The sequence below is a fragment of the Actinoplanes sp. NPDC023714 genome (assembly GCF_040639855.1).
Classification (GTDB): Bacteria; Actinomycetota; Actinomycetes; order Mycobacteriales; family Micromonosporaceae; genus Actinoplanes.
Genome location: NZ_JBFAAR010000014.1, coordinates 118,449 through 134,054 on the forward strand (window position 1 = coordinate 118,449; position 15,606 = coordinate 134,054).

A 15,606-nucleotide genomic window follows, 5' to 3' on the forward strand; every position below is an offset into this window, starting at 1 on the left:
AGCCGATCGAGCGATGGCGCGGCATCGTCGATGGTCGATGCTTGGGTCTGTTGCGAACGGACCGTCGATCCGGCTCACGGGGGATCCATGACAGCACGTCGTGTTCCATTCCGCAGACTTCTGGGCGCCGCGCTGACGACCGCGCTGGCCGTCACCGCACCCGCGGTGATCGCTTCGCCGGCGCGGGCGGCCGCCGCGCCGAACGCCGTCCTCACCTGGAACGTCCACGCGCAGACCGCCATCTACGAGGTGGCACGCCAGTCCCCGACCGCGGGCGCCCGCAGCTTCGCGATGGTGCAGGGCGCCGTGTACGACGCCGTCAACGCGATCGCCGGGACGCCGTACGAGCCGTACCTGGTGGCGCCACCGAGCCGCCGGGGCGACTCGACACCGGCGGCCGTGGCGACGGCGGCTCACCGCGTCCTGCTGTCGCTCTTCCCGGCCCAGGCCGACGCGCTGCGGGCACAGTACGACGAAGCCCTCGCCGCCATCCCGGACGGCCGCTCGGAGCGCGGCGGCGTCCGCGTCGGTGCGGCCGCCGCGGCCGCGATGATCGAGGCCCGCCGCGACGACGGCGCCTTCTCCGACGCGACGTGGCCGGTGGGCACCGAGGCCGGCCGGTACCGCCTCACCCCGCCCGGTTTCGTGCAGGCCGGCGCCTGGTACGCGTTCCTGCGGCCGTTCGCGGTGAAGGACCCTGCCGCTTACCGGGTGACCGGGCCACCCCCGCTGTCCAGCGCCGCCTACGCCCGCCAGCTCGAGGAGGTGAGGTCGCTCGGCTCGGCCACCAGCACGACCCGCTCGCCCGCGCGGACCGAGGCGGCGATCTGGTGGGACGACCTGCGCCAGGTGGAGTGGTACATCAAGCGCGATCTCGCGGCCGGCCACCGGCTCAGCGACCTGGAGTCGGCCCGCATGCTCGCGATGGTCGACGTGTCCACCGCCGACACCCTGATCTCCTGCTACCGGGAGAAACGGCACTGGAGCTTCTGGCGGCCGGTGACCGCGATCCCGCTGGCCGACGCCGACGGCAACCCGCTCACCACCGCCGACCCGGCGTGGACGCCGCTGCGCGTCACGGCGCCGTCGCCGGAGTGGCCGTCCGGGCACGCCTGCTACACCGGAGCCATCATGACGGCGCTGCGGGCGTACTTCGGCCGGGACGACCTCACCTTCAGCGCGTACAGCGCCGAGTCCGGGACCACCCGCGGTTTCCACAGCCTGGCCGCGGCCCGCACCGACCTCATCGGGGCACGGATCTGGGCCGGGGTGCACTACCGCGGCGCCACGGTCGAGGGCGACCGGCTCGGCACCGAGGTCACCCGCGAGGTGCTGAAGCGCGAGTTCCGGCGCCGGTGATCACCCGGGGCGCCGCGCGGCATGGGGGCGTGGACGCGTCCACGCCCCCATCGACGATCAGCAGCCGGGGAGGCGCTTGATCAGGTAGTCCTCGATCTGGTCGAGGGAGACGCGCTCCTGCTTCATCGTGTCGCGGTCGCGCACCGTCACCGCGTTGTCGGTGAGGGTGTCGAAGTCGACGGTGACGCAGAACGGCGTACCGATCTCGTCCTGACGCCGGTAGCGGCGGCCGATCGCCTGCGAGTCGTCGAACTCGACGATCCAGCGCTTGCGGAGGTTCGCCGAGAGCTCCTTCGCCTTCGGCGACAGCTCCGGGTTGCGCGACAGCGGCAGGACGGCGACCTTGACCGGCGCGAGCCGCGGGTCGAAGCGCATGACCGTACGCTTGTCGACCCCGCCCTTGGTGTTCGGCGCCTCGTCCTCGTCGTACGCCTCGAGCAGGAACGCCAGGACGGCGCGGGTCAGGCCGGCCGCGGGCTCGATGACGTACGGAACCCAGCGCTCGCCCTTCTCCTGGTCGAAGTAGGAGAGGTCGACGCCGGAGTGCTTCGAGTGCGTCGACAGGTCGAAGTCGGTACGGTTCGCGACGCCCTCGAGCTCGGCGAACTCGGTCCCGCCGAACTGGAAGCGGTACTCGATGTCGACGGTCCGCTTCGAGTAGTGCGAGAGCTTCTCCTTGGGGTGCTCGTAGAAGCGCAGGTTGCTCTCCGAGAGGCCCAGGTCGCGGTACCAGTCCCAGCGCTGCTGGAGCCAGTAGTCGTGCCACTCCTCGTCACTGCCGGGCGCGACGAAGAACTCCATCTCCATCTGCTCGAACTCCCGCGTACGGAAGATGAAGTTGCCCGGGGTGATCTCGTTCCGGAAGCTCTTGCCGATCTGCGCGATGCCGAACGGCGGCTTCTTGCGGGCCGCCGTCGCCACGTTGTTGTAGTTGACGAAGATGCCCTGGGCGGTCTCCGGGCGCAGGTAGTGGAGACCCTCCGCGCTCTCGGTCGGGCCGAGGTAGGTCTTCATCAGGCCGTTGAACATCTTCGGCTCGGTGAAGGTGCCCTTGTTGCCGCAGTTCGGGCAGTTCAGGTCCTTGAGGGACGACGGCAGCGAGCCGTGCTTCGCCTCGTACGCCTCCTCGAGGTGGTCGGCGCGGAACCGCTTGTGGCAGGACTGGCACTCGGTCAGCGGGTCGACGAACGCGTCGAGGTGGCCCGAGGCGGCCCAGACGTCGCGGGCGAGGATGACGGCGGAGTCCAGGCCGACGATGTCGTCACGCTGCTGGACCATGGTCCGCCACCACTGCCGGCGGACGTTCTCCTTCAACTCCACGCCGAGCGGACCGTAGTCCCACGCCGAGCGGGTTCCTCCGTAGATCTCGCTGGAGGGGAAGACGAATCCCCGGCGCTTGGCCAGGCTGACGACGGAGTCGATACGGTCGGCAGGCATCTGCGGGTTTCCTCCTACGCCGGCTGGGTGTCGGCGGGGAAATCGGTTGTTGACAGGACGAACAGCGAGATTACTCTCCGAGCCCGCACACCTCGAACGCGCCCGTCGACGTGTTCTGGGCGAGTTCGGCCTGAACAACGACGCTGTCGCCGTCGGCGTAGGTGATGTCGACGGGCACGGTCCCGTACGTCAGATCGACGTCACCCACGTAGTAGGACGCCACCTGCTCGCTCGCGGTCATCCTGGTGACGTAGTCGTCGCGGCTCTCCTGGTTGCGCGAGTCCTGGCAGAGCAGCCCGTACGCCTTGGTGAACTCGCGGTCCTGCACGGCCTCCATGTAGCGGCCCACGACCACGTCGACCTGCTCGTTGATGGCGTTGTCCATGGCGTTGGCCAGGCCGAAGACGGCCACCGCGCCACCGCCGCAGACCAGCGCCAGGATGCCGCCGGCGATGCCGAGGCCCATCCCGATCCGCCGGCCGCGTCCCTCGACCGGGGGCGCGGGGAACGGCGGGTGGACGCCGGGGCCGGCGGGTGGAGGCGAGACGTACGGCGCCGTGCTCATGTTTCCAGCCTAGTTGTCAGCGCCACGGATCGGCGGCCCGGTCGCTGGCGGTGATCGCGACGTCCTCGCCGGGGCCGGCCGCCGCGAGGGTCTCGTACGCGGACGGCTCGTCGAGCGAGGAGGCGAGCAGCGGGGTGGCGTGCACCTTGACCTCGAAACCGCCGAGCGCGCGCCGGTAGGCTCCGACGGACTCCCATTCGGTCACCAGGGTCCAGGCGGCGGTGTCCTCCAGCGCCCGGGCCAGGCGGCCGGACCGGTAGCCCGGGCTCTTCGCGAGGGCGGCGAGGGCGGCGTGCGCACGCTCGACGAAGCCGTCCTGCGTTTCCGGTGGGACGTGGAAGCGGTTGAGCACCAGCATGTGACGAGGGTACGCACGCCGAAGGAGCCGACGATGACGCCGTCCGACCACCTGCTGCGCCGGATCGCCCGGGTCAACCCGACCGTGGCGTTCCTCGTGGCGCTCGTAGTCCTGCTGGCCGGGCTCTTCCTGCCGGGCATCGTCGGCGCCCTGCTGCTCGCCGTGATCGCCATCGGCCTGGGGGCGCTGACGTTCACGACGTGGCCGGTGCAGTCGCCGATCACCCGGACGGTGCGCCTCGTACTCCTCGCGCTGCTGGTGGCCGCCGTCGCGGCCAAACTCATGCGCTTTTGACAATCATTGTCATTGTCGACGACAGTTGATGGCATGATGCGCCGCCTCGCCCCCGCCCTGCTCCTCCTGGTCGCCCTGACCGGCTGCGGACAACAAGAAGCCGGGGGCGGCGGGAAGCTTTCCGTCGTCACCGCGTTCTACCCGCTGCAGTTCGTCAGCGAGCGGGTCGGAGGTGACGTGGTCAGCGTCAGCAATCTCACCAAGCCGGGCGCCGAGCCGCACGACGTCGAGCTCAACGCCCGCCAGGTGGGCGAGATCACCGATGCCGACCTGGTGGTCTACCTGAGCGGCTTCCAGCCGGCCGTGGACGACGCGGTCAAGCAGAACGGCGGCGACCACGCGTTCGACGCGGCGTCGTCGATCAAGCTGCTGGCGGCGTCGGAGGCCGACGAGCACGCCCACGAGGGCGAGGCGGAGCACGCCGAGGAGAGCGCGAGCGGCACCGACCCGCACTTCTGGCTCGACCCGACCCGGCTCGCCACGGTGGCCGAGGCGGTCGCCGCGAAGCTGGGCGAGGCCGATCCGGCGAACAAGGACGCCTTCACCACCCGCGCCGCCGCCCTCAGCACCGAGCTGAAGACCCTGGACGGCGAGTTCACCAGCGGCCTCGAGAGCTGCGAGCGCCATGAGCTCGTCACCAGCCACACCGCCTTCCACTACCTGGCCGACCGCTACGGCCTCACCCAGATCGGCATCACCGGCATCGACCCGGAGGCCGAGCCGTCGCCGCAGCGGCTCGCCGCGGTCGCCGAGGAGGCCAAGGAGCACGGCGCCACCACGATCTTCTTCGAGACGCTGGTCAGCCCGAAGGTCGCCGAGACCCTGGCCCGCGAAGTCGGGGCGCAGACGGCGGTGCTCGACCCGCTCGAGGGCCTGACCGACGAGAATGCGGACTACTTCTCGGTGATGCGGGCCAACCTGACGGCGCTCACCACAGCACTCGGATGTGACTCATGACGAACGTGGTCGAGGTACGGCACGCGGCGGCCGGCTACGACGGCCGGGAGATCCTCAGTGACGTCTCGCTGAGCGTCGCCGCCGGTGACGTGGTGGCGGTGCTCGGCGCCAACGGATCCGGCAAGTCCACGCTGATCCGTACCGTCCTCGGCCTGGTGCCCCTCCGGCGCGGCGAGATCGACCTCTTCGGGACGCCGCAGCGCCGGTTCCGGCAGTGGGAGCGCATCGGGTACGTGCCTCAGCGTCTCGGCGCCGGCAGCGGGGTGCCCGCGACCGTCGGTGAGGTGGTGGCGTCCGGCCGGCTGGCCCGTCGCGGGATCTTCCGCTTCCCCGGCGCGGCCGACAAGGCCGCCGTCCGCGAGGCGCTCGGCGACGTCGGCCTGCTGGACCGGATCGGCGACCCGGTGTCCACCCTCTCCGGCGGCCAGCAGCAGCGCACGCTGATCGCCCGGGCGCTGGCCGGCAAGCCGGATCTGCTGGTGCTGGACGAGCCGACGGCGGGCGTCGACGCGGCGAGCCAGGAGGCCTTCGCGGCGGCGCTCACCCGCTTCGCCGCCTCCGGCGGCTCGATCATGCTGGTCCTGCACGAGCTGGGACCCCTGCGGCCCCTGATCGGGCGCGGGGTGGTCGTCCATGACGGCCGCATCGCGTACGAGGGAACGCCTCCCGAACCGGCCGGGCACCACGCCGAACCGGGGCACGACCACGTCCATCCGCACGCCGACGAGGTCAAGGCCGGGATCTGCGAGTGGGCGCCCACCGAGGGGACGAAGGCGTACTGATGGAGCTCTTGACCTATCCCTTCATGCTGCGTGCCCTGGCCGGCGCCCTGATCATCGGCCTGGTCGCCCCGGCGCTCGGGATCTATCTGGTGCAGCGCCGGCTGTCCCTGATCGGCGACGGCATCGGTCACGTGGCGCTCACCGGCGTCGGGGTCGGGCTGCTCACGAACAACTCGCCGGTGCTGGCCGCCGTGGTGGTCGCCACGATCGGCGCGGTCGGCGTCGAGCTGATCCGCGAGCGCGGCCGCACCTCCGGCGACCTGGCGCTGGCCCTGCTCTTCTACGGCGGCATCGCCGGCGGCGTGGTCCTGGTGGGCCTCTCCGACAACGGCAACTCGAACCTGATGCAGTACCTCTTCGGGTCGCTGCTCACCACCTCGCCGCAGGACCTCGTGGTGATCGGCGGGCTCGGCGCGGCCGTGCTGGTCGCCATGCTCGCGCTGCGGCCGGCCCTCTTCGCGCTCTGCAACGACGAGGAGTACGCGCGGGTCAGCGGCCTCCCGGTGCGGACCCTGAACATCCTGCTCGCGGTGGTGACCGCGGTGACCGTGACGATCGCGATGCGTACGGTGGGCCTGCTGCTCGTCTCGGCCCTGATGGTGGTGCCGGTCGCGGCCGCCCAGCAGGTCACCCGCGGTTTCCGCACGACCATGGCGGCCGCCATGCTGATCGGCGTGGCCGCGGCCGGCGCCGGCATCGTGGTCTCGGCCGAGGCGGACACCGCCCCCGGCGCCACCACGGTGCTCCTCGCCCTGGTCGCCTTCCTCGGCGCGACACTCGCCGCGGCGGTGCGGCGGGCCCTCATCCGGCGATCCCACCCGCCGGTGGCCGCGGAACCTCCGGACGTCGTGTTGCATGGTTGAGCCGGAGACCGCTGTACGGTGGTCGCAGCCATGACGACCACCGGTTATGAAGCGTACGAGTCGGCGGGGGCGCTGTTGCGGGCCCTCTCCGCGCCCATCCGTGTGGCCATCGTGGTCGAACTTGGCGCCGGCGAGCGCTGCGTGCACGACCTCGTGGAGAAACTGGGCGCCCCTCAGCCCCTGGTCTCCCAGCACCTGCGGGTCCTGCGCGGCGCGGGCGTGGTGCGGGGTGTCCGGCAGGGCCGGGAGATCGCATACTCCCTGGTGGACGAACACGTCGCCCACATCGTCGCCGACGCGGTCAGCCATGCCAGGGAGAGCCGACTGTGAACCCCGAAACGACCCAGCGAAACACCAAGCAGCGCAGCGCCGTCAGCGCCGTCCTCGCCGAGACCGAGGGCTTCCACAGCGCACAGGATCTGCACGCGATGCTGCGTGACCGGGGCGAGCGGGTCGGGCTGACCACGGTGTACCGGACACTGCAGGGCCTCGCCGACGCCGGCGAGATCGACGTGATGCGCCCGCCGGGCGGGGAGCACCTCTACCGCCGCTGCAGCCAGGGACACCACCACCACCTGGTGTGCCGGTCGTGCGGCCGGACCGTCGAGGTGGCCGGCCCGGCCGTGGAGTCCTGGGCCGAGAAGGTGGCGGGCCAGCACGGCTTCGTGGACGTGTCGCACACGTTGGAGATCTTCGGGACGTGCGAGGAATGCGCCAAGAAGGGGTAGCTGCCAAGCTTCCCCTGTGAAGCTCTACGCCGACCGGCTCCCCACCGCGATCCGCCAGCTCCTCACCGACATCCTCGTCGTCCTCTGGATCTATCTCTGGATCCGCGTCGCCCTCTGGATCCACGACACCGTGGAGAAGCTGGCCGTCCCCGGTCAGAAGCTGGAGAGCGCCGGCGCCGGCATCGCCGACAACCTGGCCGACGCGGGCGGCAAGGTGGGCCGGGTGCCGGTCGTCGGCGACGACCTGACGAAGCCGTTCACCGGCGCCGCCGACGCGGCCCGCTCGATCGCCGACGCCGGCCAGCAGCAGCAGGATCTGGTCGGCCAGCTCGCGATGATCCTCCCGGCCATCGCGATCTCGGTGCCGATCGCCCTGGTCCTGCTCCTCTGGCTGCCGCTGCGCCTGCGCTGGATGCGGCGGGCCGGCGTGGCCGCCGCGGTCCGCGACGACCCGGCCGGCCGTGACCTGCTGGCGCTGCGCGCTCTCGCCGGCCGGCCGCTCAGCGAGCTGACCAGGCTGGGCCCGGACATCGCGCAGAGCTGGCGGGCCGGCGACGACGAAGCGGTGGATGCGCTGGCCGAGCTGGAGCTCAGGAGTCTCGGGCTTCGGCGGACTCCTCGTCCTCGCCCCAGTCGCGGTGCGCCAGCGGCAGGATGACCCAGAGCGACAGGAACCAGAGACCGGTGATCACGGTGAGCGGGATCGCCCACTTCCAGTCCAGCACGTAGTCGGTGATCAGCAGGACGCTGCTGACCATCGAGATGAGCATGAAGCCGAGGCCGCCGCTGGCCATCCGGTGCGCGTACCGGACCAGCTCGGGCTTGCGGCCCTGCCGGAACAGCGCACGGTGGAACGCCACCGGCGAGATGATCATCGCGGTGGCGAAGGCGGCGCTGATCAGGGCGACGATGTACGTGTCGCGCTGGAACTCGGTGGCCTTCGGGAATCCGTTGCTGAACGGGAGGGTGAGCAGGAAGGCGAAGAGGATCTGCACGCCGGTCTGAGCGACGCGCAGTTCCTGGAGCAGGTCCGCGAAGTTGCGGTCCCAGCGCTCCTTCTCGGACTCTTTTTTGCGAGGGGATGGTGTATCGACCGCCATGACGCGCCAGCGTTCCCACTGGCGGGCATGGTCAAACGCCGATACGTGCCAGGACCGCGTCGGCGAGCTCACGCGGCGCCTCCTCCGGAACCCAGTGGCTGACGCCCCGCATCGCCCAGAGCTGGTAGTCGGCGGAGACCCAGTCGGCGGTCCGCAACGCCGCGGTGAGCCCGACCACGCCGTCCCTGTCGCTCCACACATAGGTGGTCGGCACGGTGATCACCCCGGTCTTCGCGATCTGATCCGAGGAGAACGCCCGGTACCAGTTGAGGCCTCCGGTCAGCCGGCCCGGCTCGCGGGCGGCGTCGACGTACCGCTGCACCCGCTCGGCCACGAGCGGCCGCAGCATCCAGCGCAGCACCATGGCGTCCCGGGCCAGCAGCAGGCGCTCGGCCCGCGCCGAGCGGAACACCTCGAAGTACGCGAGGCGCGCCTTCTGCGAGGTCCGCACCCGCAGGGCGAGCAGCAGCGCGCGGGGGTGCGGCACGGAGACGGCGGTGAGCGTCCGCAGGCGCTCCGGGTGATTCGCCGCGAGCAGCCAGCCGACCTGCGCGCCCCAGTCGTGGCCGACCACGTGGGCGCGCTCGACGCCGAGCTCGTCGAGGACCGCGAGCGCGTCGGCGACCGCTTCCCGCAGCCGGTAGGCCTCGACGTCCCGCGGCCGGGCGCCGGGTGAGTAGCCGCGCTGATTGAGCGCGTAGGTGCGCAGTCCCGCCTCATTCAGAATCGGGATGATCCGCTCGAATTCCCGATTGTCCTGAGGAAAACCGTGCAGCAGAAGGACGGGCTCACCGTCAGCGGGTCCGCTCTCGGAGATCTCGAAGGTCAGCCCACGAGCCTTGATTTCCGTCCGTGTTAGGTTCATCCGAGCAAATGTAATCCGACAGGGGAGCGCACAGCGCTGAGAGTGCGGCGAAAAGCCGCAGACCCTAGTACCTGATCTGGGTAATGCCAGCGCAGGAAGCTCGGTCTCTTCTCTATGCACGCGTCTCTTCCCGGTGACCGCTGGGAGGCGTCATGAAAAACGACAACAACCACCGCTGGCGCACGATAGACATCGTGATCGCCTCCGTCATCGCCGTGGCCTTCGGCGTGATCTTCTGGGCCTGGGGCACGGTCTGGAGCGTCACCGAGAGCGCGTTCGCGTTCTTCCCGCCGGCCCAGGCGATCCTCTACGGCATCTGGCTGATGCCGGCCGTCCTCTCCGGGCTGATCATCCGCAAGCCCGGCGCGTCCCTCTACACCGAGACCGTCGCGGCGATCATCTCGGCGCTGCTCGGCAACCAGTGGGGCGGCACGGTCATCGTCCAGGGCCTCTGCCAGGGGCTCGGCGCCGAGCTGGCGTTCGCGGCCCTGCGCTACCACTCCTGGAAGCTGCCGGCCGCCCTGCTCGCCGGCGCGCTGACCGGCCTGAGCGCGGCGATCTTCGACTTCGTCGTCTGGAACTCGGAGTACGCGCTCGGCAGCTACCGCATCCCCTACGCCGCCTTCACCGTGGTGAGCAGCGTGATCATCGCGGGCCTGGGCAGCTGGGCACTGGTCCGGGCGCTCGCGCCGACCGGCGTCCTGGACCGGTTCGGAGCGGGCCGCGACAGGGCACTCATCTGAGCTATGAGTGAGGTTCAGCTCCGCGGATTCGGGTGGCGGCACGCCGGGCGCCGCGCCTGGGCGGTCCGCGGGCTCGACCTGCACGTCCGGCACGGCGAGCGGGTGCTGCTGCTCGGTCCCTCGGGGGCCGGCAAGAGCACCCTGCTCGCCGCGCTGGCTGGCCTGCTGCCGTCCGATTCTGGTCAGTCCGAGGGCACCATCGAGATCGACGGGCTCGACCCGGCGAAGGCCCGGGACGCGGTCGGCATCGTCTTCCAGGATCCGCAGACCCAGCTCGTGATGGCCCGCAGCGGCGACGACGTGGCGTTCGGCCTGGAGAACCGGGGTGTGCCGGCCGCCGAGATCTGGCCCCGGGTCAGCGACGTGCTCGATCGCGTCGGCTTCCCGTACCCGATCAATCGCTCCACGGCGGCGCTCTCCGGCGGTGAGGCGCAGCGCCTCGCGCTCGCCGGCGTGCTGGCCCTGCGCCCCGGCCTGCTGCTCCTCGACGAGCCCACCGCCAACCTCGATCCGGCCGGCGCGGACCTCGTCCGGGAGGGGATCACGAACGCCACGGGTCCGGAAACGACCATGATTGTCGTGGAGCACCGGGTCGCCGAGGCGCTGCCGCTCGTCGATCGGGTCGTGGTTCTGGAGCCGGGTGGCGGGGTGCGCGCCGACGGCACTCCCGAGCTGGTCTTCGCCGCCTACGGCGACAAACTGGCGGAGGAGGGGGTCTGGGTGCCGGGCTTCAGCTTCGCGCCGGTCAAGGCCACTTCACGGTCAAGTTCTTCTTTCGTACGGGCGGAGCACGTGGCTGTCCAAGGCCGCCTCCGACCGGTTTCGATCGCCGCGGGCGAGGCCGAGGTGCTGGCCGTGACCGGGCCCAACGGCGCCGGCAAGTCCACCCTCGCGCTGCTGCTGGGCGGGCTGCTCGCGCCCACCTCCGGGCGGATCATGGCGTTCGGCGACAAGCGGCCGCCGCACCGGTGGCGGGCCGCCACGCTGACCCAGCGGATCGGGTCGGTCTTCCAGAACCCGGAGCACCAGTTCGTCACCGGCCGGGTCGCCGACGAGCTCGCGCTCGGGCCCCGCCGGATCGGCCGGTCCCCCGCCGAGATCCGGGCCATCGTCGACGAGCTGCTGCAACGCCTGCGGCTCGACCGGCTCGCGGAGGCCAACCCCTACACGCTCTCCGGCGGTGAGGCACGCCGCCTCAGCGTCGCGACGGCCCTCGCCACCGCGCCCCGGCTGCTCGTGCTGGACGAGCCGACGTTCGGCCAGGACCGGCGTACGTGGCTGGAACTGATCACTCTGCTGGCGGAGCTGCGCACGGCCGGCCACGGCATCGTCGCGGTCACCCACGACGACGCGTTCGTGCGTACCCTCGCCGATCGCACCGTCCCCCTCGGCGAGCCCGACCCCGACCCGCTCCCCCGGAGGGTCCGCCCGTGACCCGGCTCCCTCTCCTCTCCGCTCCCGGGACGTGCGCATGACCCTCGCCCTGGAGCCGATCGCCGACCCCTCGGCGCCGCTGGCCCGCCGCAACCCGGTCGCGAAGCTCGGCGCCGCGCTGCTCTTCTCGCTGCCGCTGATCGCCACGGTCGACCCGTTCACCCCGGCCGTGGCGCTGCTGGTCGAACTGGTCCTGCTGCCGTTCTTCGGCGTGCGCTTCCGGCACCTCGCCAAGCGGGCCGCGCCGCTGCTCTTCGCGGCCGCCGGCGTGCTCGTCGCGATGACCATGTTCGCGGCCGACCGCAGCGGCGCCCTGCTCTTCTCGGCCGGCCCGTTCGACGTGACGACCGGGGTGCTCGCCGGCGCGACCGGCCTGATCCTGCGCCTCTTCGCGGTGGCACTGCCCGGCATCGTCGTCTTCGCCACGACCGACCCCACCGACCTGGCCGACGCGCTCGTGCAGAACGCGAAGGCCCCGGCCCGGTTCGCGATCGGCGCGCTCGCCGCGTTCCGGCTGCTCCCGCTGCTCGCCGACGAGTGGCGGACGCTCACCCTGGCCCGCCGGGCACGCGGCGTCGACGCGGGCCGCAACCCGGTCGCGAAGCTGCGGCTCTTCGTCTCGACGGCGTTCGCGCTGGTCGTCGGCGCGCTGCGGCGCGGCGTCCGGCTCGCCGTCGCGATGGACGCCCGCGGGTTCGACGCGGCCACGCCCCGGACGTACGCCCGCCGCCAGCACTTCACCGGGGCCGACACCGCCCTGGTGGTGGCCGCGATCGCCGCCTCCGCCGCGATCCTGACCGCGTCCGTGCTGCTCGGCTTCTTCGAGCCGGTTGTCGGCTGACCGTTCCACCGGCCGTCACGAGATCGACAACGGAAGTTGTCCTGATCGGACGAGGGTGAGGTGCACTCAACGATCTTTCGTAGGAGTTCACCACATGGGTCACGGCCACGACCACACTCATTCTTCCGACGCGACCAGGGCTGACGTCCCCGAGGCGCTCGACCTGAGCGTTCCGGAGTCCGAACTCTCCCCCGGCGACGCCACCCGCCGCCGGTTCCTGCTCGGCGCGGGCCTGCTCGGCGCCGGCGCGGCCGCCTCCGTCCTCGCCCACCCGGGCGCCGCTGCCGCCGCCGGCCTGCCGCACACGCACGCCCCGAAGGGCGGCGGAACCGGTAAGGGCTCGTTCCAGTGGCTCGCGGGCGACCACCACATCCACACCCAGTACAGCTCGGACGCCCAGTACCGGGTGCTCGACCAGGCGCAGAAGGGCCACGCGTACGGCCTGGACTGGCTGGTCATCACCGACCACGGCAGCGCCGCCCACGCCAAGATCGGTGTGGAGAAGGTCAACCCGGACATCCGGAAGACCCGGGAGCAGCTCAAGGGGCTGCTCACCTTCCAGGGTCTGGAGTGGAACATCCCGGCCGCCGAGCACGCGACCGTCTTCGTGACGCCCTCGAAGAACGAGGTCGAGGTTCTCAAGCAGTTCGAGAACGCGTACGACGGCACGTTCGTCCCGGCCACCAACACCGCCGCCCAGAACGAGGCGCTGGCGATCGCCGGCATCAAGTTCCTCGGCGAGCAGGTGAAGAAGCGCAAGATCGACGGCGCGCTGTTCTTCGCGAACCACCCGGCGCGGCGCGGCATCGACTCGCCGCACGAGATCCGCGGCTGGCGCGACGCCGACCCGACCGTCGCGGTCGGCTTCGAGGGCGCCCCCGGTCACCAGGCCGCCGGCATCCCGGCCCCGAACGGCCGTGGCGGCGCCCGCGGCTACTACGACAACAACCCGTCGGCCGCGTCGTTCCCGCTCTACCCGCTGGAGAGCTACCGCACCTGGGGCGGCTTCGACTGGATGACCGCCACGGTCGGCGGCCTCTGGGACAGCCTGCTCGCCGAGGGCAAGGCGTGGTGGATCACCGTGAACTCGGACAGCCACGTCAACTACCTGGACCAGACCGAGCGCGGCCCGGGCAGCGACTTCAACGCCAACGGCAAGTACAACGACCCGGTCTACACCGGCACGGTCAACACCCAGGCCGGCGACTTCTGGCCGGGCTTCTACGGCCGGACCAACGTGGGCGCGTCGTCGTTCGCCTACAAGGCCGTCGTCGACGGTCTGCGCGCCGGCCGCGTCTGGGTCGACCACGGCCGTCTCATCAAGGGCCTGGACGCCCAGGTCCGGGTGGCCGGCGACCGCCGCGGGCACACCGGCACCCCGCTCGGTGGCGTGCTCCAGGTCAAGCGCGGCACCGCGACCGAGCTGACCCTCGAGATCGACCTCCAGGACATCCCGAACTGGGCCGGCTTCATCCCGGTCCTGAAGCGGGTCGACGTCATCGCCGGCACGGTCACCGGGCCGGTCTCGGACCGGGACACCTTCACCACCCCGAACACCAGGGTGGTCAAGTCGTTCGAGATCTCCAAGACCAGCGGCAAGGTGTCCTTCACCTACCACCTGGGGCGCCTCGACAAGCCGTTCTACCTCCGGGTGCGCGGCACCGACGGCAACCGCACCCAGCCCGGTCTCATGGGCACCGCTGTCGACCCGTACGGTCCCCAGCTCGACGTGGTCGGCTCGGCCGACCCCTGGGGTGACCTGTGGTTCTACACCAACCCCATCTGGGTCCTGCCCCGATGACATCCTCCGTAGCGCCGGCCGCCTCGGCGGCCGGCGCCGCTCGCATCGTCGGGGTTAGCTTCGGCCATGCGACGCTCGCCGAGGCCGACCACTGGATCGGCGGGCTCTCGCCGGCCCCGGTCCTGGCCTGCACCCACCTGGTCGCCACCCCGTTCCCGCACGTCGCGATCAGCCTGCTCACGGTCACCGCGGTCGCGACCGCGCCCGATCTGCGGCCGGCCGCCGACGCCGCCGCGGCCGGGCAGACCGGCCGGGCCGTGCGCTTCCCCGGCGTCGAGCGCCTGACCGGCGAGCTCACGGTCAGCGAGATCCTCCAGCGCAGCTCCATCTCCCGGGTCGAGGTCCTCGGCAGCGGCCCCGCCGATCCGGACACCCTGGTCGACACGTGCGATTTCGTCCGCCCCCAGTTCCGCGGCGGCGAACTCGTCCTGGTCACCACCCCGGCGGCCGGCGGCAGGCTGGTGCCGTTCGAAAGGCGGGATCCGACCCCCTGTTGTGCCGGGCACTGATCCGCGGTTCCCTAATGTGGGGGTATGACTCGCCCCCGCCTGCCCCACCTGCTGGCCGAGACGCGCAGCGGCGTGCTGCTCTTCAGCATCACGCCGCCCCGGCGCAGCACCGCCGAGGAGCGGGTCGCCGAGATCGCCAAGGTCACCCTGGACCGCCTGAGCGGCCTCGACCTGGACGGCCTGATCCTCTACGACATCGACGACGAGTCGGACCGCAACCCGGACGAGCGCCCGTTCCCGTTCTCGGAGACCCTCGACCCGGCCCGCTACTACGCCGACCACCTGACCGGCTGGAACAAGCCGGTCGTCATCTACCGCTGCGTCGGCAAGTATTCCGCCGACGACCTCCGCGCCTGGATGTCGGGCGTCGACGACCAGGTCCTCAGCGTCTTCGTCGGTGCCTCCTCCGGAGGCAAGACCGTGCGAACCAACCTGCGCGAGGCCCAAGCTCTGCGAGCAGAGGTACGACCTGAGCTGCCCCTCGGCGCCGTGGTGATCGGCGAACGCAACGACGAGCACCTCCGCATGCTCGCGAAGCAGGAGCGCGGCGCCGGCTTCTTCGTCTCCCAGGTCGTCTACCACGTCAACGAGACCAAGAACCTGCTGTCGGACTACTACTACGCCTGCCGCCAACTGGGCGTGGAACCGAGGACGGTCATCTTCACCCTCTCCCTCTGCGGCTCCCTCAAGACCCTCGAGTTCCTGGCCTGGCTGGGCGTGGACGTCCCCCGCTGGCTGCAGAACTCCCTCCGCCACGCCGAGGACCCGCTGGCCGAGTCGTACCGCCAGTGCATCGCGATAGCCCGGGACCTCATCGACTTCTGCGAGCACCTGGGCATCCCCTACGGCTTCAACGTGGAGAACGTCTCCATCCGCAAAACCGAGATCGAAGCCACAACCGACCTGGCAGCCGAGATAGCCGAGCTGCTCCACCACCGCCGCCACTGATCCGCCAGGATCCGGCCACCCC

Annotated in this window: 19 protein-coding genes and 1 riboswitch; of the genes, 14 read left to right on the forward strand and 5 right to left on the reverse strand. The window is 71.2% G+C overall.

The window, feature by feature from the left end:
* The first annotated feature begins 87 nt into the window (after positions 1-87).
* Entirely contained in the window at positions 88-1,359 is a 1,272-nt protein-coding gene (locus tag AB0G10_RS39600) for a vanadium-dependent haloperoxidase (RefSeq protein ID WP_360934392.1), read from the forward strand.
* A gap of 57 nt (positions 1,360-1,416) precedes the next feature.
* On the opposite strand, the gene AB0G10_RS39605 is transcribed toward AB0G10_RS39600, so the two are convergent.
* From AB0G10_RS39605 to AB0G10_RS39615, 3 genes are all read right to left on the reverse strand, one after another.
* Complete coding sequence (locus AB0G10_RS39605; RefSeq protein ID WP_360934395.1) at positions 1,417-2,796, reverse strand: glycine--tRNA ligase; 1,380 nt, start codon at positions 2,794-2,796, stop codon at positions 1,417-1,419.
* A 70-nt stretch (positions 2,797-2,866) separates the two neighbouring features.
* Complete coding sequence (locus AB0G10_RS39610; protein ID WP_360934398.1) at positions 2,867-3,361, reverse strand: hypothetical protein; 495 nt, start codon at positions 3,359-3,361, stop codon at positions 2,867-2,869.
* A gap of 16 nt (positions 3,362-3,377) precedes the next feature.
* Positions 3,378-3,719: an antibiotic biosynthesis monooxygenase family protein gene (locus AB0G10_RS39615; RefSeq protein ID WP_360934401.1), complete on the reverse strand. Its 342-nt coding sequence runs from the start codon at positions 3,717-3,719 to the stop codon at positions 3,378-3,380.
* Positions 3,720-3,752: 33 nt separating this feature from the next.
* On the opposite strand from AB0G10_RS39615, the gene AB0G10_RS39620 reads away from it, so the two are divergent.
* From AB0G10_RS39620 to AB0G10_RS39650, 7 genes are read left to right on the forward strand one after another with little or no spacing between them, the layout of a single operon-like run.
* On the forward strand, positions 3,753-4,013 hold the full coding sequence (locus AB0G10_RS39620; RefSeq protein WP_360934404.1) for a DUF6703 family protein: 261 nt from the start codon (positions 3,753-3,755) through the stop codon (positions 4,011-4,013).
* A 33-nt stretch (positions 4,014-4,046) separates the two neighbouring features.
* Positions 4,047-4,970 (forward strand): metal ABC transporter substrate-binding protein, encoded by a 924-nt coding sequence (locus AB0G10_RS39625; RefSeq protein ID WP_360934407.1) that lies wholly within the window; start codon positions 4,047-4,049, stop codon positions 4,968-4,970.
* Entirely contained in the window at positions 4,967-5,752 is a 786-nt protein-coding gene (locus AB0G10_RS39630) for a metal ABC transporter ATP-binding protein (protein WP_360934409.1), read from the forward strand. The genes AB0G10_RS39625 and AB0G10_RS39630 overlap by 4 nt, the downstream gene beginning before the upstream one ends.
* Positions 5,752-6,615: a metal ABC transporter permease gene (locus AB0G10_RS39635; RefSeq protein WP_360934412.1), complete on the forward strand. Its 864-nt coding sequence runs from the start codon at positions 5,752-5,754 to the stop codon at positions 6,613-6,615. Before AB0G10_RS39630 ends, AB0G10_RS39635 begins: the two co-directional genes overlap by 1 nt.
* A gap of 30 nt (positions 6,616-6,645) precedes the next feature.
* A complete protein-coding gene (locus AB0G10_RS39640; protein WP_127547046.1) occupies positions 6,646-6,945 on the forward strand; it encodes a metalloregulator ArsR/SmtB family transcription factor in 300 nt (99 codons plus the stop codon).
* Positions 6,942-7,343 carry a transcriptional repressor gene (locus tag AB0G10_RS39645; RefSeq protein ID WP_360934417.1) on the forward strand — a complete coding sequence of 134 codons (402 nt, stop codon included), beginning with the start codon at positions 6,942-6,944 and terminating at the stop codon, positions 7,341-7,343. Before AB0G10_RS39640 ends, AB0G10_RS39645 begins: the two co-directional genes overlap by 4 nt.
* Positions 7,344-7,359: 16 nt before the next feature.
* On the forward strand, positions 7,360-8,001 hold the full coding sequence (locus AB0G10_RS39650; protein ID WP_360934420.1) for a hypothetical protein: 642 nt from the start codon (positions 7,360-7,362) through the stop codon (positions 7,999-8,001).
* Here AB0G10_RS39650 and AB0G10_RS39655 read toward each other — a convergent pair.
* Both AB0G10_RS39655 and AB0G10_RS39660 read right to left on the reverse strand, forming a co-directional pair.
* Entirely contained in the window at positions 7,934-8,443 is a 510-nt protein-coding gene (locus AB0G10_RS39655) for a DUF6328 family protein (protein WP_360934424.1), read from the reverse strand. The two genes, AB0G10_RS39650 and AB0G10_RS39655, sit on opposite strands and share 68 nt — an antisense overlap.
* A gap of 31 nt (positions 8,444-8,474) precedes the next feature.
* Complete coding sequence (locus AB0G10_RS39660) at positions 8,475-9,308, reverse strand: alpha/beta hydrolase (protein WP_360934427.1); 834 nt, start codon at positions 9,306-9,308, stop codon at positions 8,475-8,477.
* A 10-nt stretch (positions 9,309-9,318) separates the two neighbouring features.
* Positions 9,319-9,424, forward strand: a riboswitch (TPP riboswitch).
* Positions 9,425-9,460: 36 nt separating this feature from the next.
* Between AB0G10_RS39660 and AB0G10_RS39665 the strand changes: the two genes are divergently transcribed.
* The 6 genes from AB0G10_RS39665 to AB0G10_RS39690 all read left to right on the forward strand — a co-directional run bounded on the left by AB0G10_RS39665 (position 9,461) and on the right by AB0G10_RS39690 (position 15,584).
* Positions 9,461-10,051 (forward strand): ECF transporter S component, encoded by a 591-nt coding sequence (locus tag AB0G10_RS39665; protein ID WP_360934430.1) that lies wholly within the window; start codon positions 9,461-9,463, stop codon positions 10,049-10,051.
* A 3-nt stretch (positions 10,052-10,054) separates the two neighbouring features.
* Complete coding sequence (locus AB0G10_RS39670; RefSeq protein ID WP_360934433.1) at positions 10,055-11,485, forward strand: ABC transporter ATP-binding protein; 1,431 nt, start codon at positions 10,055-10,057, stop codon at positions 11,483-11,485.
* Positions 11,486-11,522: 37 nt separating this feature from the next.
* Complete coding sequence (locus AB0G10_RS39675) at positions 11,523-12,326, forward strand: energy-coupling factor transporter transmembrane component T (RefSeq protein WP_360934436.1); 804 nt, start codon at positions 11,523-11,525, stop codon at positions 12,324-12,326.
* Positions 12,327-12,420: 94 nt separating this feature from the next.
* Positions 12,421-14,127, forward strand: coding sequence for a PHP domain-containing protein (locus AB0G10_RS39680; protein ID WP_360934439.1), 1,707 nt, complete (start codon positions 12,421-12,423; stop codon positions 14,125-14,127).
* Entirely contained in the window at positions 14,124-14,636 is a 513-nt protein-coding gene (locus AB0G10_RS39685; RefSeq protein ID WP_360934442.1) for a hypothetical protein, read from the forward strand. The genes AB0G10_RS39680 and AB0G10_RS39685 overlap by 4 nt, the downstream gene beginning before the upstream one ends.
* A gap of 24 nt (positions 14,637-14,660) precedes the next feature.
* Positions 14,661-15,584, forward strand: a complete 924-nt coding sequence (locus AB0G10_RS39690; protein ID WP_360934445.1) for a 5,10-methylenetetrahydrofolate reductase — start codon at positions 14,661-14,663, stop codon at positions 15,582-15,584.
* Positions 15,585-15,606: the final 22 nt, after the last annotated feature.